Origin of the sequence: Streptomyces sp. NBC_01669, assembly GCF_026339735.1 — a bacterium.
GTDB classification, from domain to species: domain Bacteria; phylum Actinomycetota; class Actinomycetes; order Streptomycetales; family Streptomycetaceae; genus Streptomyces; species Streptomyces yanii.
This window is the reverse complement of the sequence record NZ_JAPEQG010000001.1, coordinates 6,159,593-6,179,128: the sequence shown is the minus strand read 5'-3', so window position 1 is coordinate 6,179,128 and position 19,536 is coordinate 6,159,593. Positions and strand designations below refer to the sequence as shown.

15 protein-coding genes are annotated in these 19,536 nt (G+C 70.6%); 8 read left to right on the top strand and 7 right to left on the bottom strand.

Features of this window, described 5'->3' with window-relative positions:
- Positions 1–135: 135 nt before the first annotated feature.
- Positions 136–366 carry a DUF6243 family protein gene (locus tag OG972_RS27650; RefSeq protein ID WP_266985886.1) on the bottom strand — a complete coding sequence of 77 codons (231 nt, stop codon included), beginning with the start codon at positions 364–366 and terminating at the stop codon, positions 136–138.
- Between the two features lie 315 nt (positions 367–681).
- On the opposite strand from OG972_RS27650, the gene OG972_RS27645 reads away from it, so the two are divergent.
- Together OG972_RS27645 and OG972_RS27640 are read left to right on the top strand one after the other, a co-directional pair.
- Positions 682–1,689 (top strand): aldo/keto reductase, encoded by a 1,008-nt coding sequence (locus tag OG972_RS27645; protein ID WP_266985884.1) that lies wholly within the window; start codon positions 682–684, stop codon positions 1,687–1,689.
- Positions 1,690–1,769: 80 nt separating this feature from the next.
- Positions 1,770–2,354 carry a TetR family transcriptional regulator gene (locus OG972_RS27640; protein WP_266985882.1) on the top strand — a complete coding sequence of 195 codons (585 nt, stop codon included), beginning with the start codon at positions 1,770–1,772 and terminating at the stop codon, positions 2,352–2,354.
- A gap of 38 nt (positions 2,355–2,392) precedes the next feature.
- Here the strand turns inward: OG972_RS27640 and OG972_RS27635 are convergent, their stop codons facing one another.
- Together OG972_RS27635 and OG972_RS27630 are read right to left on the bottom strand one after the other, a co-directional pair.
- Positions 2,393–2,596: a hypothetical protein gene (locus OG972_RS27635; RefSeq protein WP_266985880.1), complete on the bottom strand. Its 204-nt coding sequence runs from the start codon at positions 2,594–2,596 to the stop codon at positions 2,393–2,395.
- 100 nt (positions 2,597–2,696) lie between these two features.
- Positions 2,697–4,079 (bottom strand): glycine--tRNA ligase, encoded by a 1,383-nt coding sequence (locus OG972_RS27630; RefSeq protein ID WP_266985878.1) that lies wholly within the window; start codon positions 4,077–4,079, stop codon positions 2,697–2,699.
- Between the two features lie 155 nt (positions 4,080–4,234).
- Between OG972_RS27630 and OG972_RS27625 the strand changes: the two genes are divergently transcribed.
- The 4 genes from OG972_RS27625 (at position 4,235) to OG972_RS27610 (ending at position 7,423) form a co-directional block, all read left to right on the top strand.
- Positions 4,235–5,188 carry a metal ABC transporter substrate-binding protein gene (locus OG972_RS27625; protein ID WP_266985876.1) on the top strand — a complete coding sequence of 318 codons (954 nt, stop codon included), beginning with the start codon at positions 4,235–4,237 and terminating at the stop codon, positions 5,186–5,188.
- Positions 5,189–5,226: 38 nt separating this feature from the next.
- Positions 5,227–6,009: a metal ABC transporter ATP-binding protein gene (locus OG972_RS27620; RefSeq protein ID WP_266985874.1), complete on the top strand. Its 783-nt coding sequence runs from the start codon at positions 5,227–5,229 to the stop codon at positions 6,007–6,009.
- Between the two features lie 2 nt (positions 6,010–6,011).
- The gene (locus OG972_RS27615; RefSeq protein ID WP_266985872.1) at positions 6,012–6,920 is read left to right on the top strand and encodes a metal ABC transporter permease; all 909 of its coding nucleotides are present in this window, start codon (positions 6,012–6,014) and stop codon (positions 6,918–6,920) included.
- Between the two features lie 65 nt (positions 6,921–6,985).
- On the top strand, positions 6,986–7,423 hold the full coding sequence (locus OG972_RS27610; protein ID WP_323135899.1) for a transcriptional repressor: 438 nt from the start codon (positions 6,986–6,988) through the stop codon (positions 7,421–7,423).
- A gap of 74 nt (positions 7,424–7,497) precedes the next feature.
- Here the strand turns inward: OG972_RS27610 and fabF are convergent, their stop codons facing one another.
- The 4 genes from fabF to OG972_RS27590 all read right to left on the bottom strand — a co-directional run bounded on the left by fabF (position 7,498) and on the right by OG972_RS27590 (position 13,367).
- A complete protein-coding gene (gene fabF, locus OG972_RS27605; protein ID WP_266985868.1) occupies positions 7,498–8,760 on the bottom strand; it encodes a beta-ketoacyl-ACP synthase II in 1,263 nt (420 codons plus the stop codon).
- A gap of 126 nt (positions 8,761–8,886) precedes the next feature.
- Complete coding sequence (locus tag OG972_RS27600; protein WP_266985866.1) at positions 8,887–9,804, bottom strand: IclR family transcriptional regulator; 918 nt, start codon at positions 9,802–9,804, stop codon at positions 8,887–8,889.
- Positions 9,805–10,101: 297 nt separating this feature from the next.
- A complete protein-coding gene (locus OG972_RS27595; RefSeq protein ID WP_266985864.1) occupies positions 10,102–11,106 on the bottom strand; it encodes a hypothetical protein in 1,005 nt (334 codons plus the stop codon).
- Positions 11,103–13,367: an MMPL family transporter gene (locus OG972_RS27590; protein WP_266985862.1), complete on the bottom strand. Its 2,265-nt coding sequence runs from the start codon at positions 13,365–13,367 to the stop codon at positions 11,103–11,105. Before OG972_RS27590 ends, OG972_RS27595 begins: the two co-directional genes overlap by 4 nt.
- Positions 13,368–13,668: 301 nt before the next feature.
- On the opposite strand from OG972_RS27590, the gene OG972_RS27585 reads away from it, so the two are divergent.
- Positions 13,669–14,409: a TetR/AcrR family transcriptional regulator gene (locus OG972_RS27585; protein WP_266985860.1), complete on the top strand. Its 741-nt coding sequence runs from the start codon at positions 13,669–13,671 to the stop codon at positions 14,407–14,409.
- 372 nt (positions 14,410–14,781) lie between these two features.
- Positions 14,782–19,527, top strand: a complete 4,746-nt coding sequence (locus OG972_RS27580) for a type I polyketide synthase (RefSeq protein ID WP_266985858.1) — start codon at positions 14,782–14,784, stop codon at positions 19,525–19,527.
- The last annotated feature ends 9 nt before the right edge of the window (positions 19,528–19,536 follow it).

The window sequence follows — 19,536 nt, the reverse complement described above, 5'->3', positions numbered from 1 at the left end:
GCCGGACAGGGCCGCGTGGGCCGTGACCGGCAATGTTTGCCCCATGAGGAGCGTCGTCCGAGCGGGCGTGCCGGGCGGCGCGACGGGGCAAGGCTTGCCGGGAGGGGCACTGGTCGTACGGGCGTCGAGAAGGCGTCAGCTCTGCGCCGCTGAGTCGCCCTCGCGGTTCGACGTCGCGGCATCGGCGGACGCCGGGGCCTGCCCGGACCCGGCGCGCTCGCGCATCTTGCGCAGCAGCTCCTGCTTCTGCTCGTCCGCAGTCCTGCGGTCGGCGTTGCGCGCGCTGCCCGCGCCGTGCTGATCGGCGCGGGACAGCTTCTTGCGCTGTCCGCCGACACCGAGAAGGTTGTTGCGGCTCTTGGCCACGGGGTTCTCCCATTCGTGGTGAGACGTCATTGAGACGTGAGGTCGTGAGCGACCTGGAATCGATCCGGTGGGCGACGGGCGGTCGAGCCCGCCGCGCTCTCACTCGTAGATCTGGAAGAACGAAGACATACGGGAACCGTACCCCGGCCGCACCGGCCGCAGCACCCGGTTTTCGGCCTGCCCGCGCGAAGCACCACAGAACAATGAACTGACAGATATTGAAATCTGTCAGCCCCTATGCCATGGTTGTGTCACAGCCCATCCCTCTCCTGTCTTCCACGCACGCTTTCTTCTTCTCCACCACGGGAGTCCCTCATGACCGCCACCCGCACGCTCGGCTCCACCGGCCCACAGGTCTCCGCTCTGGGCCTCGGCTGCATGGGCATGTCCGCGCTGTACGGCGAGAGCGACCGCGCCGAGTCGATCGCCACCATCCACGCCGCGCTCGACGCGGGCATCACCCTGCTGGACACCGGCGATTTCTACGGCATGGGCCATAACGAACTGCTGATCAACGAGGCGCTGCGCACCGCCCCCGGCGCCGCCCGCGAACAGGCGCTGACCAGCGTGAAGTTCGGCGCGCTGCGCACGGTCGAAGGCGCCTTCACGGGGTACGACGGCCGGCCTGCCGCCGTGAAGAACTTCGCCGCCTACTCGCTCCAGCGGCTCGGCACCGACCACATCGACATCTACCGGATCGCGCGCGTCGATCCCGATGTCCCGATCGAGGAGACCGTCGGCGCCATCGCCGAGCTGGTCGAGGCCGGCCATGTCCGCCACATCGGCCTGTCCGAGGTCGGCGCGGACACGATCCGGCGGGCGGCGGCCGTGGCCCCGATCTCCGATCTGCAGATCGAGTACTCGCTGATCTCCCGGTCCGTCGAGGACGCGATCCTGCCGGTCTGCCGTGAACTGGGTATCGGCGTCACGGCGTACGGGGTGCTGTCGCGCGGCCTGATCAGCGGGCACTTCAGCCGTGACCGCGAGCTGGCCCCGGGCGACTTCCGGGCCATGAGCCCGCGCTTCCAGGGCGGGAACCTCCAGCACAATCTCGACCTGGTCGACGCCCTGCGCAAGATCGCCGAGCAGAAGGGCGTCTCGGTCGCCCAGATCGCCATCGCCTGGGTCCTCGGCCGGGGTACGGACATCGTGCCGCTTGTCGGCGCCCGCCGCCGCGACCGGCTCACCGAGGCCCTCGGCGCCCTGGATGTCACGCTGGACGCCGCCGACCTCGCCGCGATCGAGGAGGCCGTCCCGGCAGGTGCGGCCGCCGGTTCGCGCTACCCGGAGAACCAGATGGCCCACCTCGACAGCGAGCGCTGAGCTCCGGGTACGGTCGTCGGGGTGCGGCCCCCGCAGGGCAGCTCCCCGAACGGTGCCCTCCGAAAGGCAGCACAGACACCATGACGCCAGCCGACCCGCTGACCCCCGAGCGCATCCTCGAAGCCACCGAGGACGTGCTGCGCCGCTACGGCCCCGCCAAGGCGACGGTGGTCGACGTGGCCCGCGCGCTCGGCGTCAGCCACGGCAGCGTCTACCGCCACTTCCGTACGAAGGCGGCGCTGCGCGAGGCGGTGACCGCCCGCTGGCTGACCCGGACCGAGGTGACCCTCACCGAGATCATCAGCGCTTCGACGGAACCCGCCCCGTCAAAGCTGCGGCACTGGCTGGCGGTGCTGTTCGAGTCCAAGCGCCACAAGGCAGGTGACGACCCCGAGCTGTTCGCGACCTACATCGTGCTGACCGGGGAGAGCACGGTCGTCGAGGAGCACATCCGCGAACTGGTCGGCCAGCTGCGGGAGATCATCGAGGAGGGTGTGCGCAGCGGGCAGTTCGCGGTGGACGATCCGGCGGTCACCGCGCAGGCGGTCTTCGACGCGACGGCGCGCTTCCACGACCCGGCGTACGCCGCCGAGTGGCAGAACCCCGCCATCGGCGCCGAGTTCACCGCCGTGTCGGACCTGCTGCTGCGCGGCCTGCGCGCCTGACCGTCCCGCACACAGGGGCGGGTCACGCCGGGCGGCCGTCAGGCCGTCGGGTCGATCGTCGCCTGGTGGATCTGGGCCAGGTGTTCCTCGGCCTTGAGCCAGGGCAGGAACTGCACGCCCTTGCGCCAGTCGCACGTGTCGCAGCTCAGTTGTCGCTGTATCCCCGACTTCCGTACATGGACGACATGTTCACGGCCGTGCTGATCCCATCGGCTGACCTTGCTCGTGGTCATGGACGGCATCCGAGCCTCCTGTTGACGCGTGGTCGCGTGGTGCCCAGTGTGCAACGAAGCCCCCGGTTCGTACGAGGAACCGGGAGCTTCGCGGTGGAACCGTGATGTGTCAGCAGCCGAGCAGACGGGCGCCGAGGTACGCCTGGATCTGGTCCAGCGAGACGCGCTCCTGCTTCATCGTGTCGCGCTCGCGCACCGTCACCGCGTTGTCGTCGAGGGTGTCGAAGTCGACGGTGACGCAGAACGGCGTACCGATCTCGTCCTGGCGGCGGTAGCGGCGGCCGATGGCGCCCGCGTCGTCGAACTCGATGTTCCAGTTCTTCCGCAGGTCGGTGGCGAGGCCCTTGGCCTTCGGCGACAGCTGCGGGTTGCGGGACAGCGGCAGCACCGCGACCTTGACCGGCGCGAGGCGCGGGTCGAGGCGCATCACGGTGCGCTTCTCCATGACGCCCTTGGCGTTGGGCGCCTCGTCCTCGATGTAGGCGTCGAGGAGGAAGGCGAGCATCGAACGGCCGACACCGGCCGCGGGCTCGATGACGTACGGAGTCCAGCGCTCGCCGGCCTCCTGGTCGAAGAACGACAGGTCCGTGCCGGAAGCGGCGGAGTGGGCCTTGAGGTCGTAGTCCGTACGGTTGGCGACGCCCTCCAGCTCGCCCCACTCGCTGCCGCCGAAGCGGAAGCGGTACTCGATGTCAGCGGTGCGCTTGGAGTAGTGGGAGAGCTTCTCCTTCGGGTGCTCGAACCACCGCATGTTCTCCTCGCGCAGGCCCAGGTCCGTGTACCAGTTCCAGCGCTGCTCCATCCAGTACTCGTGCCACTGCTCGTCCTCGCCCGGCTTGACGAAGAACTCCATCTCCATCTGCTCGAACTCGCGGGTGCGGAAGATGAAGTTGCCCGGAGTGATCTCGTTCCGGAAGGACTTGCCCATCTGCGCGATACCGAACGGCGGCTTCTTGCGCGAGGTCTGCTGCACCTGACCGAAGTTGGTGAAGATGCCCTGCGCGGTCTCGGGCCGCAGGTAGGCGACCGAGCCGGAGTCCTGGGTCGGGCCGAGGTGCGTGGAGAGCAGACCCGAGAACTGCTTGGGCTCGGTGAAGGTGCCCTTGTTGCCGCAGTTGGGGCAGTTGAGGTCGGCGAGGCCGTTGACGGGCGGCTTGCCGTGCTTCTCCTCGTACGCCTCTTCCAGGTGGTCCGCGCGGAAGCGCTTGTGACAGGAGGTGCACTCGGTCAGCGGGTCGGTGAACGTGGCGACGTGGCCGGAGGCGACCCACACTTCGGGGGCCAGGACGACCGACGAGTCGAGACCGACCACGTCCTCGCGCGAAGTGACCATGTAGCGCCACCACTGGCGCTTGAGGTTCTCCTTCATCTCCACGCCCAGCGGCCCGTAGTCCCAGGCGGCCTTCTGGCCACCGTAGATCTCACTGCAGGGGTAAACGAAGCCACGGCGCTTGCTCAGGCTGACGATGGAGTCGATCTTGTCGGCGGCCACGGTGCTCTCTTCATTACGACGACGACGAACGGCGAATGCTTCAGATTACCGGCGGGCACGCCCTCCGGATCAAATCGGTGTGCGGACAGCTCACTCAGTGGTCACCCCATCGGGCTTGTTGACAATCGTTTCCAGTTTTGTTGAAAATGACTGTCATGAACGTACGCCGCCTCATACCCACCGTTGCCGTCGCCGGGGCAGTCGCCCTCGGGCTCACAGCCCTCTCCGCCTGCTCCACGTCGGACGCCGCCGGCCGCAAGCCCGCCGACAAGCTGAATGTGGTGGCGTCGTTCTATCCCATGCAGTTCCTTGCCGAGGAGATCGGCGGGACCCACGTCTCCGTCAGCACGCTGACCAAGCCGGGCGTCGAGCCGCATGACCTGGAGCTCAGTCCTCGGCAGATCGGCGGACTCGGCGACGCCGACTACATCCTCTACCTCAAGGGTATCCAGCCCGCTGTCGACGACGCGATCAAGCTGTCCGCGTCGACCCACAGCGTCGACGCGGCGAAGCTGACCACGCTGGAGGACCACGGCACCGAGACCGGCGGCGACGAACACGGCCACGAGCACGAGGGCGAGGGCGCCGGGGCCGACCCGCACATCTGGCTGGACCCGGTGAAGTACGCCGAGGTCGCCAAGGGCGTCGGCGCGTCCCTGGAGAAGACCGACCCCGGCCACGCCGCGGACTACCGCAAGAACACGGACGCCCTGGTCAAGAGGCTCGACGCGCTGAACACGGCGTACGAGACGGGCCTGCGGAACACCGCCACCAAGACGTTCGTCACCACCCACTCCGCCTTCGGCTACCTCGCCGAGCGCTATGGCCTGGTCCAGGAGGGCATCGCCGGCATCGACCCCGAGGCCGAGCCCAGCCCCGCCCGGATCCAGGAGATCCACACCATCGCGGAGAAGAGCAAGGCCACGACCGTCTTCTTCGAGACCCTCGCCAGCGACAAGACCGCGAAGACCGTCGCGGCGGACACCGGCCTGAGGACCGACGTCCTCGACCCGCTCGAGGGAATCACCGACAAGTCCAAGGGCGATAACTACTTCGAGGTCATGCAGTCCAACCTCGCCGCCCTTCAGAAGGCGCTCGGCGCGAAGTGACCCTCGTAACACCCGCCACAGCAGCATCGGAGGCGCTCATGCCCGAGCCCGAGAGCACCCAGCCCGACCCCGTGATAGCCCTGCGCGGAGCCACCGCGACCCTCGGCGCGCGCCCCGTGCTGCGTGGCATCGACCTCACCGTGCACCGCGGCGAGGTCGCCGCCCTGCTCGGCGCCAACGGCTCCGGCAAGTCCACCGCCGTCCGGTCCGTCATCGGCCAGGTCCCGCTCACCGGCGGCTCGGTCGAGCTGTTCGGCACCCCCCTGCGCCGCTTCCGCAGCTGGGCACGGATCGGCTACGTACCGCAGCGCACCACGGCGGCCAGCGGGGTCCCCGCCACCATCCGCGAGGTCGTCTCCGCCGGGCGGCTGTCCCGTACGAAGCTGGGGCTGCTCCGCAAGGCGGACCGGGCCGCCGTCGACCGCGCCATCGCGCTCGTCGGCCTCGCCGACCGGGCCGGGGACTCGGTGAGCGCGCTCTCCGGCGGTCAGCACCAGCGGGTGCTGATCGCGCGGGCGCTCGCCGCCGAGCCCGAGCTGCTGATCATGGACGAGCCCATGGCCGGCGTCGACCTGGCCAGCCAGGAGATCCTCGCCGAGACGCTGCGCGAACAGGTGGCGTCCGGTACCACCGTGCTGCTCGTCCTGCACGAGCTGGGCCCGCTGGAACCCCTCATCGACCGCGCGATCGTCCTCCGCGACGGCTGTGTGATGCATGACGGGCCGCCCCCGAAGGCCGTCGGCCAGCACGCGCTGCCCGGCCACGACCACGTACACCCCCATGCGGCTTCCGAGCCCGTCCGGACGGGACTGCTGACCTGATCATGGAATTTCTCCAGCCCCCCTTCATGCAGCGGGCCCTGCTCGCCGCCGTACTGGTCGGCGTCATCGCCCCCGCCGTCGGCATCTACCTCGTGCAGCGCCGCCAGGCCCTGATGGGCGACGGCATCGGCCACATCGCGATGACCGGTGTCGGTCTCGGCTTCCTGCTCTCCACCAGCCCGGTCTGGATGGCCACGGCCGTCGCCGTCGTCGGCTCGATCGTCATGGAACTGGTCCGCTGGTACGGACGCACGCGCGGCGACATCGCGCTGGCCATGCTCTTCTACGGCGGCATGGCGGGCGGTGTGCTGCTGATCAATCTCTCCGACACCGGCTCCAACGCCAACCTCACCTCGTACCTCTTCGGCTCCCTCTCCACGGTCTCGTCCGAGGACATCACCGCGATCTGCCTGCTCGCCGCCTTCGTGCTGCTGGTGACGCTGGGGCTGCGGCGGCAGCTGTTCGCGGTCAGTCAGGACGAGGAGTTCGCGCGGGTCACCGGGCTGCCGGTGCGCGCACTCAATCTGCTGATCGCGGTCACGGCGGCGGTGACCGTCACCGTGGCGATGCGGGTCGTCGGTCTGCTGCTGGTCAGCGCGCTGATGGTGGTCCCGGTCGCCGCGGCGCAGCAGATCTCGAAGTCCTTCAAGGTGACGTTCGTGCTGTCCGTCGTCATCGGTACGGCGGTGACCCTGGCCGGCACCGTGACCTCCTACTACCAGGACGTACCGCCCGGTGCGACCATCGTGCTGCTGGCCATCGGCGTCTTCGTCGTGCTGACCCTGCTCGCCACGCCGCTGGCCAGAAGGCGTGCCCGCAGCAGCGACACGGTCTCGGCGGAGTGCACCCTGGAAGGGGAGACTCCGGAAGTACCGGCTGCCCGCCCGGCCACGAACGGCGTCCGGGTCTGACCCCGGTGCCGGGGCGGGCTGGCACAATGGCCCGACACATGTACGGGCGACACGAGGAGGCACCTGTGGCGACGGCGCCGATCAGTGGAACGAACGCAGCCCCGGTACGCGGCCGGTCGACCCGGCAGCGGGCCGCGGTGGCGGCGGCGCTCGACGAGGTGGACGAGTTCCGCAGCGCCCAGGAGCTGCACGACGTACTCAAGCACCGCGGTGACTCGGTCGGGCTGACCACCGTCTACCGCACCCTGCAGTCCCTCGCCGACGCGGGCGAGGTGGACGTCCTGCGCACGACGGACGGTGAGTCCGTCTACCGGCGCTGCTCGACCGGCGAGCACCACCACCATCTGGTGTGCCGGGTCTGCGGCAAGGCGGTCGAGGTCGAGGGTCCCGCGGTGGAGCAGTGGGCGGAGACGATCGCTTCGCAGCACGGCTATGTGAACGTGGCCCACACGGTGGAGATCTTCGGGACGTGCGCCGAGTGCGCGGCGCTGCCGGAGAGTTGAGCGGGGTAGCGGTACGGGCGGACGGTGCTCAAAGGAGCGCCGCCCGCCCGTGCGTTGTGGTGGCCGCCGGTGGGTCAGACGGTGCGAAACGCCAGCACGACGTTGTGGCCGCCGAAGCCGAAGGAGTTGTTGAGCGCCGCGATCCGGCCGTCGGGCAGGGGGCGGGGCTCGCCGCGGACGATGTCGGCGTCGATCGCCGGGTCGAGGGCGTCGACGTTGATGGTCGGCGGGGCGAGCCGGTGGTGCAGGGCGAGCACAGTGGCGATCGTCTCCACGCCGCCGGCGCCGCCGACCAGATGGCCGGTCATGGACTTGGTGGCCGATATCGCGAAGTGGTCGGTGTGGTCGCCGAAGACCTGGCGCAGCGCCCTGATCTCGGCGACGTCGCCGAGCGGGGTGGAGGTGGCGTGTGCGTTGATGTGCGCGATCTCGCCGGGTTCGAGGCCGGTGGAGTCCGTCAGGGACCGCAGTGCGGCGGATATCCCGCGGCCCGTCGGCTCCGGCTGGGTGATGTGGTGGCTGTCGGAGGAGATGCCCTCGCCGAGGGCCTCGGCGTAGACCCTGGCACCGCGCCGGGCGGCGTGCTCGGCGGACTCCAGGACGACGAGGCCCGCGCCCTCGCCCAGGACGAAGCCGTCGCGCCCGGTGTCGAAGGGCCGTGAGGCGCCGGTCGGGTCGTCGTTGTTCTTGGACATCGCCATCATGTTGCCGAAGGCGGCGAAGTTCAGTGGGTGCACCGCCGCCTCGGTGCCGCCGGCGATGACGACATCGGCGCGGCCGCTGCGGATCATGGTGATGGCGTAGCCGATGGCCTCGGCGCCGGAGGCGCAGGCGCTCACGAAGGTGTGGGCCCCGGCGCGGGCACCGACTTCGAGGCTGATGTGGGCCGACGAAGTGTTGGGCATCATCATCGGGATCGTGTGCGGGGAGACCTTGCGGGCTCCCCGCGTCTTGAGGATGTCGTACTGCTGGAGCATGGACGTCACCCCGCCGACCGCGGTGGCGACCACGACGCCGAGACGGTCGGGGTCGACCGGCTCGTCCTCGCCCGCCCGGCCCTTGAATCCGGCGTCCTCCCACGCCTCGCGGGCCGCGATGAGGGCGAACTGGGCCGCGCGGTCGAGCCTGCGCGCCTGGGCGGGCGGGAAGATCTCCGTGGGCTCCACCGCGATCTCGGCGGCGATGCGCACCGGGAGTTCCTCGGCCCATTCGTGCGGGAGCCGGCGGACGCCGGAGCGCCCGGCGAGCAGGGCGTCCCAGGTCGAGGTGGTGTCGCCACCGAGCGGCGTGGTCGCGCCCATGCCGGTGACCACTACAGTGCGGTTTTTCTTTTCCACAGAAATCTTTTCTCCACGTCTGGAATTGCGCGGCCTCGAGTGCGCTGCTCGAAGGGCACGGCCTGGGGTGCGAGACTTGTTCCGGTTCTCTCCGGTCCGTACTGGTTCTCCGGAACGACCACATGGTCAGGAATGGCGGATGAGTGCGGTTTCTCTTCCTCCTTCCACGGCTGCTTCGACAACTGATTCCACGGCTGATTCCACGGCTTCGAATGTGTGGAGCGGAGTGGGACGTCCTCCCTGGGCATGTGCCAGGCGGTGCGGATCGGTGTCGTCCCGGTCCTGGGCGGTCGCGATTTCCCTGGATATGCGTACGGCCGTCGCCAGTAAGGGGCCGACGCATTGCGGTCCGCCGGCACCGGCGAGATCCGTCACCAGGGACAGGGACGCGACGACGGCCCCGCCGCGGTCCCGCAGCGGGGCGGCGACCGCGAAGGTACGCCGCTCCGTCTGGAAGTCGCCCGCGGCGTAGCCCCAGCGCCTGACCTGACCGACGATCCTGCGCAGAACCAGGGGACCGGCCAGCCCCTCTTGCCTGTTCCGGGTCAGCGCACGGGCGAGGATGTCCTCCTGCGCTTCGGAGCTCGCGTAGGCGAGCAGGACGTTTCCCGATGCCGTGGTGTGCAGGGGGAACCGGTCGCCGACGATCATCGGAGCCACGTGCACCGGGCCGCCCCAGCCGAGACTCTCCAGCCAGATTCCCTCGGCGCCGTCACGCACCGAGAGGTTCACCATGGCTTTCGTCTTCTCGTGAAGTCGCAGCATGTGCGACATCGCCGCCGCGCGCAGCGCGCGGTGCCTCGGCGCGTGCGCGGCGAGTTCCCACAGCCGGAGTCCGATGGTGTATCTGCTTCCTTCCACCCGTTCCAGGACCCCCAGGGAAACGAGCTTTGTCACCATGCGGTGGGCCGTCGCCACGGGAAGGTCGGAAAGGCGGCTGATATCGCTCACCGACAGCGAGTGGTCCCTGCCCCTGAAGACACCGAGAACACTGAAAGCGCGCTCGACGACCGATCGATTTTCCGTGGTGTTGCGGATTTCCATCCGTAGTGACTCGCTTTCGCCTGGTGCACCTTGATGCGCTGCGATCCCCCGACGCTACGAACAAGACCCTCACAGACGTGGAGCAATGGTGAAGGTCACTTCGGTGACACCGAGGGAGCCAGCGCCCGAACAACCACGTCACCCGTCCGTCCGGCGACGGCACGAGGGCCGTCGCCGGACGGGCGGGTGATCGCCGGCGGCCGACAGGCTTTTACGGACCGGCCGTCACCCCGGGTGCCGCACGGGCCGCGTGACGGGGCGTCGGGCCTCGGCCCCGCGACCGTGCCGGGTTCACTGCTACGGCAGGTCGCGGCGCGGGTGCCGGGGGCGCAGCGAGGGGTCGACCGCGGGGATGCCCACTCTGAAGAAGACCAGCGGGCGTTCGCCGTCCTCGGCCCCGCACAGGGCCGCGAGGTCTCCGACGGTGTGCGGGCAGTCGATGACATGGCTCTGGGGGTGGACGTAGATCCCCTGCCGGAAGAGGTCCAGCCAGAGGCGGGTGACCAGGCGTCCGGCCGCCACCTCCTGGGCCGTGTCCTCGCCCTTGCCCAGGATCACCAGGACGACGCCATCACCGGCGGTCGCGCTGGAGGAGAGCGGGGTGAGGAAGCGCGGCAGCCCCAGCGGGCGCAGTGCCCGGTAGACGACCGGGGAGAAGAGAAGTCCCATGAGGAAGCGCTCCACCCGGTTCAGTACCAGCATGACGTCGTTCAGACCGTCGCTGCGGTACTTGGGGTGACGGGGGCTCAGCCGCGTCCACGCCATCAGTTCGGCGGCGATCCCGGGGTCGCCGAAGAACCAGTGGTAGGCGCGGACGAGCAGCGGCCTGGCCGCGGCCGCGCTGATCGCGGCCACCCGGAAGCCCGCCGCGCGGGCGGTCTCCTGCGCGGCCTCGATCGCCTTCGTGTCGACCTGCTGCGGCTTCCAGGCGCCGCGCCAGACCCGGCGGCCGGCGATGTCGGACGTCCGGAAGCCGGTGTCGTACGGCCGGTCGGCCGGCAGCAGCCGGCCCACGCGCCGGGTCTCGGTGTCGAGGTCGAGCTCGAAGTAGACGGCGATGCCCTGCTCGGCCGCGGCTATGAGCAGGCTCTCCACGTACGTGCCGAGCGACAGCCGCAGATCGCGGTGGGCCGGGTCGCTCGGCCCCAGCGCGTCCTCGGCGCGCCAGCCCACCTCGACGCGGTCGGTGCCGGGACGGAGCTCCCAGGGCTGGGTGTTGTGCGCGTTCGCCGCCCGGGCCGCCTCGGCGGCGACCTCTCTCAGCCGGTCCAGGGACGTGGTCGTGTTCTCGGGGCTCGTCATGCTCTGACTCCGTCCTTGTGACGTCGATCCTCGGCCGGACCGGTGGCCGGGACAGTGATGGCGGCGGCCGTTTCCTCGGCCGACTCGCGGATACCGAAGCGGACGTGGACGCTCCGCAGCCAGGAGGGGGCCCACCAGCTGATGCGGCCGGTGGCTCGCAGCGACGCCGGTACGAGCGCGCCGCGCACCAGGACGGCGTCGATGAGGATCGCCAGGCCGGTGGCGGCGCCGTACAGCTTGATCAGGGAGACACCGGAGGTGAGCATCGCGAAGAAGGAGACCGCGAGGATGGCCGCGGCCGCGGTGATCACCGGCCCGCTCGCCCCGAGGCCTTCGCGGACGGCGGTGGCCAGGTCGCCGGAGCGCTCGTAGTGCTCCTTGATCCGGGAGATCAGGAAGACCTCGTAGTCCATCGACAGTCCGAAGGCGATGCAGAAGACCAGGACCGGCATGGAGACGGCGAGCGGCGAGGGGGTGAAGCCGAGGGCGTCGGAGAGGTTGCCGTCCTGGAAGATCCAGACCGTCACGCCGAGGATCGAAACCAGGCTGAGGAGGTTGAGCAGCAGCGCCCTGATCGGCTGCACCACGCTGCCGGTGAGCAGGAAGAGGAACAGGAGGCTGAAGACCACGATCAGGACGAGGGCGATCGGCAGCTTGTCGGCGATGGACTGGTTGATGTCGGTGACCTGGGCCGCCTGGCCGCCGACGAGCACGCGGTTACCGGCCGGGGGGGCGATGTCCCGTACGTCGCGGGCGAGTTGGGAGCCCTCCGAGGAGTACGGGGCCACGTCCGTCTGGACCTGGAGCCAGGTCGCGGTGCCGTTGTCGAAGCGGGCCACCTGGGCCGCCGGCAGGGGGCTGACCTTGGCGCCCTTCTCGAAGATGCCCGCGGCGCTGACGACCTTGGTCGCCTCGTCCGCACGGGACAGGGCGGTGGCGTACATCGCGAGGTCGGCGTCGGAGCCCTTCCAGTTCTGGGCGACGACGTTGAGCGCGTGCTCGTCACCGGTGCCGAAGTCCTTGCGCAGCGCCTCGGCCACGACCCGGCTCTCGCTGTCCTTCGGCAGCACCCGCTCGTCGGGGACGCCGAACTGGGAGTGGCCGAAGGGCAGGGCGATGGCGATGAGCAGGATCACGACGGGCGTGGCGAGCAGCAGCGGCTTGCGGAACGCAAGGCCGGCGATGCGGCCCCAGGTGGTGTTCATGGCGGGCTTCGGGGCGGTCCGCCGGGCCCAGCCCAGGGCGTCGATCTTGTCGCCGAGCAGGATGAGGGCCGGGGGCAGGAGCAGGAGGGCGCCGCCGACGGACAGCAGGACCACCGAGATGCCGGCGAAGGCGAAGGAGCGCAGGAAGTACTGGTCGAAGACCAGCAGGGTGGCGAGGGCGGCGCCGACGACGCCACCGCTGACGAACACGGTGCGGCCCGCGGTCGCGCGGGTGACGCGCAGCGCGTCGGCATTGCTGCGGCCGGCGGCGCGCTCCTCGCGGTAGCGGGTGACGATCAGCAGGCTGTAGTCGACCGCCAGACCGAGACCGAGCGCGGTGATGAGGTTGACCCCGAAGACCGAGACGTCGGTGAACCGGGAGAGGACGTTGAGGATGCCCAACGAGCCGACCACGGTGAGCACCGCGAGCAGCAGCGGGAGCAGCGCCGCGATCACGCCGCGGAACACGAGGATGAGCAGCAGCAGCGTCAGCGGGATCGCGATGGTCTCCGCGGCGACGATGTCCTTCTCGATCTGCGCGTTCATGTCGTTGTTGACGGCGTTGATGCCGCCGAAGGACACCGCCACGGCGCCGTCCGGGTCGGACAGCTCCTCGTGGAGCTTCTTGGTGGTCTTGAGACTCTCGTTCTCGTCACCGTTGATCCGGACCAGGACCAGCCCCGCGTCGTCGGAGCGCAGCGCCGGGTCGGGGGTGTCGAAGTAGGAGGCGACGACCCGGGCGCCGGAGTCGTCGCCGATCGTCCTGACGACCCTGTCGGCGGCGGCGTGCGCCTCGGAGCTGTCGACCCCACCCTTGGTGTCCTCGATCCGGACCAACAGGTTGGGCTGGCTCTCCGGGAAGGAGTGCTCCAGCGCCGAGGCGGCGGCCACGGAGTCGGAGTCGGGGTTGTCGAACCCGCCGGACTTGAGGTTCTCGAGCACCCCGGCGCCGGCCGCGCCGGTGATGATCAGGAACAGCAGTCCGGCGAGCAGTGTGAACCACGGGCCGCGTCGGCTCTGCCGACCGCTTTGAGGTGGCACCGAAGTGGTCGCCATGGGAGGTCCTTTCGTCTTTCTCTGATGGTTCGCCCGATGCCTGTCCGGGCTCTGCCGAGCGCTGTCGGGCCTCATCGGTGCTGGAGGCGCGGAGGTACTGGGCGTTGCGTCGAGGAGCACGACTCGTCCCCTGCGGGACACGCCTGTTGATGGGCCGACCCCGAGTCAGAGTGATGCTCCCATTCGAGAGCACTGGTCTCGATATGAAACAGCGTTACGGTTTAGTGAACACTGATTCAAGGGCGGTGCTCCGATTGTGGAGCAGTGGTCCAATCAGTGACCATGGGGCAAACTTGAGGCCATGAGCGTGATCCGAGGAGCCAGGGAAAGGGCCCGCGCCGAGGTCGGGGCGGCCATCAAGGAGGAGGCCGGACGCCAGCTCGCGGCCGAGGGGGCAGCGCAGCTGTCGCTGCGGGCGGTCGCCCGTGAGCTGGGACTGGCACCGTCGGCGGTCTACCGCTACTTCCCGAATCGCGACGATCTCCTCACGGCCCTCATCGTCGGCGCGTACGACGCCCTCGGTGCCGCAGCCGAGACCGCGCTCGCGGACGCCGGGACGGCGGATCCGCTGCGAAGCTGGATGGCGGTCTGCCGGGCGATCCGGGGCTGGGCGCTCGCCCGTCCGCACGAGTACGCCCTGATCTACGGCTCGCCCGTCCCCGGGTACGACGCCCCGCCGGACACCGTCGGCCCCGCCTCACGCGTCCCCCTCGCCCTGGTCGGCGTCGTGGAAGCGGCCGACGCGGCGGGTACGCTCGCCTCGTTCCCCGGGAGCGGACAGCAGGACGAGGGGGTCAGCGCCGACGCCCGACGGCTCTTCCAGGACCCCGGCCGCACGATCCCGCTGACGGCCGCGGTCCGGCTGGTCGCCGTCTGGGCGCAGCTCTTCGGGCTGATCAGCTTCGAGGTGTTCGGGCGGTTCGACCGAATCATCGACGCCCGTGACGACGTGTTCGACCGGGCGGTGCTCGACCTGGCACACCAGGCCGGCCTGCGCCCCACCGGCACCGGATCGGCCGCCGAATCCGCCGCCGGCCGGTAGCCGTACAGGCCCGACGCAGCCCCGGCCGGTAGCCGTACAGGCCCGGCGCAGCCCCGGCCCCGGCCGCCCTGGCCCGCCCGGCCGCCGGGGCGGCAATACCGTACGGACATCCCCAGGACACACGCGACGACAGGCCGATGTTTTCCCTTTACACCGCGTTCATTCCACTGAGTGAAAAGGCATATCGCTGACCCTCCCCGCTTGTCGAAAACTGAAGGCGCGGCGCGAAGTTGACGCTTGGCTGGATCTTGACGTTCCGTCAATACGGGCTTCTCGGCTGCCCGTTATCCGAACGTTTCCGTATGACCTGCCATTCACCTGCTTCTGACGCTGCGTCATGCAATCCATCGATATCGGATCGGGGTATCAGCCGTGACTGGTATAGCCATCGTCGGCATGTCGTGCCGCTTTCCCGGCGCCGGGGACCTCAATGAGTTCTGGCAGATGACCGTCAACGCCGAGCCGCAGTTCGCAGGGGTGCCCGAATCGCGCTGGGATCACTCCAAATACCACAGACCGGGCGATTTCCGGGAGCCGCACAGCACCTACACCGACAAGGTGGCCTTCCTCCCCGCCGTCGATCAGTTCGCCCCCTCCCACTACGGCGTGCCGCCGCGCCGGGCGAAGGCCATGGACCCCCAGCAGCGCCTCTTCGTCGACCTCGCCCGGGAGGCCCTGCAGGACGCCGGCTGGGAACGAGGCTCCTTCGACCGCGCGACGACCGGCGTGTTCGCCGGGGTGTCCTCGACCGACTACCGCGACGCGACCTTCGCGAGGATCAGCTCCAGGCTCCTCGTGGACGGTTCGTTCCATGCCGGCGAGGACGATCCCGAGCTCCGGGCGGGCCTGGAGGAGGCCGCCGGGTCGGCGGTCATGCCCGTGGGGCCGTTCTCCATCGCCGGCGTCATCGGCAACATGGTGCCGGCCGCCGTGAGTGAGGTGTTCGACCTCGGCGGCCCCTCGTACGCCGTCGACGCGGCCTGCTCGTCGGCGCTGGTGGCGCTGGACACGGCGGTGCGGAGCCTGCGGTCGGGCGGGTGCTCGGTCGCCCTCGTCGGCGGTGTCTTCGTCAACCTCACGCCCAACGCGCTGATCGGCTTCTCCCGCGCCGGCGCGCTCTCCCGGGACGGCGTGTGCCGGCCGTTCGACGAGCGGGCGGACGGCTTCGTGCTCGGCGAAGGCGGCGGCGTGCTGGTGCTCCGTCCGCTGGCGGACGCCCTCGCGGCCGGCGACCGGGTCTACGCCGTCGTGAGCGGCGTCGGCACCGCCAACGACGGGCGCGGCGGCGGCCCGATGACGCCGCAGGCCCAGGGGCAGCTCGCCGCGCTGCGCGCCGCCTACAAGGACGCCGGGGTGGCGCCTGGGGCGATCGACCTGCTGGAGGCCCACGGCACCGGCACCCCGGTCGGCGACCGCACCGAGATGGAGGCGATGCGCCTGCTGCGCGACGAGGCGGGCCGGACCTGGCCCTGCTACGTCTCCTCGTCCAAGGCCCTCATCGGCCACACCCTCTCCGCGGCCGGCGCGGCGGGTCTCGTACGGGCCGCCCTGGCCCTGCACCACGGCGTCGTACCGCCGCAGCCCGCCGAACACCGCATCAGCCCCGAGCTGCGGCTCGACGAGTCGGGGCTGCGCCTGACCACCACGCCGCAGCAGTGGCCGCAGGGCGAGGTGCGCCGGGCCGGGGTGAGCTCGTTCGGCTTCGGCGGCACGAATGTCCACGCCGTCCTCGAAGGCGCGCCGCTCCCCGAGCCCGCCCCGGGGCAGCCCGCACGGGAGGACGAGCCGTGGCTGTTCCTCCTGTCCGCCGGCTCGGTGCCGCAACTGGCACGGCACGCCCGGAAGATCCGGGACGCCGTCGCCGCGTCCGCCGCGGAACCCGCCGCGGTGGCCCGCACCCTGGCCACCCGTGAACTGCTCGCCGCCCGCCTCTCCTTCGTCGCCGCCACGCGCCAGGAGCTCCTCGACCGGCTCGACCTGGCCGCCCGGCGGCTGGCGGAGGGCGCCACCGGCGAGCTGGCCCCCGGTATCCATGCCGCGGCCAAGCCGCTGCCCGAGGCGGAGCGGAAGGTCGCCTTCGCCTTCCCCGGGCAGGGGGCGCAGCGGCCGGGGATGCTCGCGGACCTGGTCCGGCGCTTCCCGGCGCTGGCCCGGCGCGCCGAGGAACTGACCGCCCTGATCGCCGAGGAGTCGGCGGAGCTCCCCGCGCACCTGCCCGGGCTGCTGTGGGCAGAGCACGCGTCCGACGACGACGGGGCGATGGCGGCCCTCACGGTCACGGACCTGTGCCAGCCTGCGCTCGGCATCAGCGGGGTCGCCACCGCCGAGCTGCTGGCCGCCTGCGGTGTCGTCCCCTCCCTCGCCGTCGGGCACAGCGTCGGCGAGTTCCCGGCGGCGGCCGCGGCCGGCGCGATCGGGGCGGACGAGACGGTCCGGTTCATGGCCCGGCGGGGCGCGGCGCTCGCCGCGGCCGTACCGGCCGGAACCGGTGTGATGCTCGCCGTCCAGACGACGCACGAGAAGGCGGAGAAGCTCGCCGCCGACGTGGACGGGGTGTGGCCCGCCTGCTACAACCACGAGCACCAGGTGGTGTTCAGCGGCGGCGAGGCGGCCGTGGAGCGGCTGCGCGAACACTGCGCGGAGCGCGGCGTGGCGGCGGTGCGGCTGCAGGTGTCGCACGCCTTCCACTCGCCGCTGGTGGCCGCGGCCGACAAGGCGGTGACCCACCACATCGCGGCCCTCCCGCTCGTGGCGCCCGCCCGTGCCTTCGTCTCCAGTGTCAGCGGCCGGGGATGCGACGAGCCGCAGGAGATCCGGGATCTGTGGGGCCGGCACAACAGCGTCCCCGTGCGCTTCAGCGACGCCGTCACCTCGGTGACGGACGCCGGTGCCCGCTTCCTGGTGCAGATCTACGGCGGCGACTCGCTGCTGCGGATGGCCCGGCGCACCCCGGCTGCCGAGGCGCTGGACGTCGTACCGCTCACCACGAGCGGGCCGGATGGCGCGCGGGCATTCCTGACGGGGCTGGGCCGGCTCGCCGTGGCAGGTGTGCCGGTGGATCCCGCCCCGCTCTTCCCGGCGGACGCCCCGCCGTTGCTGTCGCTTCCGGCGTCGCCCCTGGAGACGTCGTCGTTCTCGGTCCTCAAGCGATCGAGCCGGAAGCGGACCGCCGATGCCCGACGTGCCGGTGCCCCGGCGCCTGCCGCCTCCGCGGCCTCCGTGGCCGAGGTCCCGGCCGCTGCCCCGGTCGTCGTCCGGTCCGCGTCCACAACGACCGTGCCGATCCGCTCCACGGTCACCCACACGTCCGCCGCCGCCTCCGCCTCCGCCTCCACCTCCTCGAACGGTGAATCGAGCATGAGCAGCCTTATCTCGTTCCTCCACGCCCAGGTGAATCTGCTGCAGTCGTTCGGCGCCGCGGCCGACGGCCCGGTACCGAACGGTGCGTCGGCTACCGTGACCGCCGGTGCGTACCCGGTCCTGGTGCCGTCGGCCGCCGTCCCCACGGCCGACGCGCCGGCCGGCCCGGTGGCCGTCGTGGACGCCCCGGCGGCCCCCGCCGTCGCGACCGCAGAGGCCGCGGACGTGGTGACGTCCCGCGTGGTCTCCGCGATAGCCAAGATCAGTGCGTACTCCGAGGACTTCCTGCAGCCGGGGCATGTGTTCGCCACCGACCTCGGCTTCGACTCGATCATGCTCGCCGAGCTCGCCGCGGGCCTACGCAGACAGTGGCCGGACATCGAGGTGCGGACCTCGGACGTGGTGAAGATCAGCACCGTCGGCGAGCTGATCACAACGGTCCAGGAGCTCCTCGGTACCGCTCCGGCCACCCCCGCACCGGCACCCGTCGAGGCCCCCGCCGTACCCTCCGTGCCCGAGCCGCGTGCTGAAGCCGTCCCCGCGTCGGACCTCACCGCGACCGGTGATGTCAGGGTCCTGCCCGAAGTCGTCGCCACGCTCGAACGCTCGCGCATGTACGAGCACTTCGGCGTCCGCAACCCCTACTACCTTCCGCACGAGGGCACGATCCGGGACGTCACCCGGGTCGAGGGCACCGAACTGATCTCGTTCTCCAGCTACAACTACCTGGGCCTGTCCGGCCATCCGACTGTCGTCAAGGCCGTGACCAAGGCGGTCAAGCAGTACGGCAGCTCGGTCTCGGCCGCCCGCATCCTGTCCGGCAACCGTCCGCTGCACGAGGAGCTCGACCGGGGCCTCGCCCGCCTCGTCGGCGCCCAGGACGCCGTCACGCTGGTCAGCGGCCACGCCACCAACGTCACCGTCATCGGCCACCTGGTGGGCCCCGAGGACCTGATCCTGCACGACGCGCTCGCCCACGACAGCATCATCCAGGGCTGTCGGCTCTCGGGGGCGAGCCGCCAGCCGTTCCCGCACAACGACATCGCCGCCCTGGACCGGATCCTGCACCAGGTGCGCGACCGCTACCGCCGGGTGCTGATCGTGGTCGAGGGCGTGTACAGCATGGACGGCGACATCGCCGACCTGCCCGCCCTGATCGCCGTCAAGCAGCGGCACGCGGCGCTGCTGATGGTGGACGAGGCCCACAGCATCGGCGTGATGGGCAAGACGGGCGGCGGCATGGGCCAGCACTGGGGCGTCGACGCCGACGACGTCGACGTGTGGATGGGCACCCTGTCCAAGTCACTGGCGAGCTGCGGCGGCTACGTGGCCGGCCGGCACGAGCTGATCGAGCACTTCCGCTACACCCTCCCCGGCTTCATCTACAGCGCGGGCCTCACCCCGCCGAACACCGCCGCCTCTCTGGCCGCACTGCAGGTGATCCAGGAGGAGCCCGAGCGGCTCGACCGGCTCCACCAGCGCTCGGCCCTGTTCCTGCGGCTCTCCACGGCGGCCGGGATCGACGTCGGCACCAGCGAGGGCACGCCGGTCGTGCCGTGCATCACGGGCGACTCGGAGAAGGCGCTCAAGCTCGCCGACCGGCTCTACCAGCGGGGCATCAGCGCCAACCCGATCCTGCACCCGGCGGTCGAGGAGCGGCTGGCCCGGCTCCGGTTCTTCATCACCTCCGAGCACACCGAGGAGCAGATCGAGTACACGGTGAAGGTCATGGCCGAGGAGCTGGCGAAGCTGGCCTGATCCCGTCGG

Excerpts from the sequence above, each read along its gene's own strand:
- OG972_RS27645 (WP_266985884.1), top strand. The coding sequence starts at position 682 with ATGACCGCCACCCGCACGCTCGGCTCCACCGGCCCACAGGTCTCCGCT.
- OG972_RS27640 (WP_266985882.1), top strand. The coding sequence starts at position 1,770 with ATGACGCCAGCCGACCCGCTGACCCCCGAGCGCATCCTCGAAGCCACC.
- OG972_RS27635 (WP_266985880.1), bottom strand. The coding sequence starts at position 2,596 with ATGCCGTCCATGACCACGAGCAAGGTCAGCCGATGGGATCAGCACGGC.
- OG972_RS27625 (WP_266985876.1), top strand. The coding sequence starts at position 4,235 with ATGAACGTACGCCGCCTCATACCCACCGTTGCCGTCGCCGGGGCAGTC.
- OG972_RS27620 (WP_266985874.1), top strand. The coding sequence starts at position 5,227 with ATGCCCGAGCCCGAGAGCACCCAGCCCGACCCCGTGATAGCCCTGCGC.
- OG972_RS27615 (WP_266985872.1), top strand. The coding sequence starts at position 6,012 with ATGGAATTTCTCCAGCCCCCCTTCATGCAGCGGGCCCTGCTCGCCGCC.
- OG972_RS27600 (WP_266985866.1), bottom strand. The coding sequence starts at position 9,804 with ATGGAAATCCGCAACACCACGGAAAATCGATCGGTCGTCGAGCGCGCT.
- OG972_RS27595 (WP_266985864.1), bottom strand. The coding sequence starts at position 11,106 with ATGACGAGCCCCGAGAACACGACCACGTCCCTGGACCGGCTGAGAGAG.
- OG972_RS27590 (WP_266985862.1), bottom strand. The coding sequence starts at position 13,367 with ATGGCGACCACTTCGGTGCCACCTCAAAGCGGTCGGCAGAGCCGACGC.
- OG972_RS27585 (WP_266985860.1), top strand. The coding sequence starts at position 13,669 with ATGAGCGTGATCCGAGGAGCCAGGGAAAGGGCCCGCGCCGAGGTCGGG.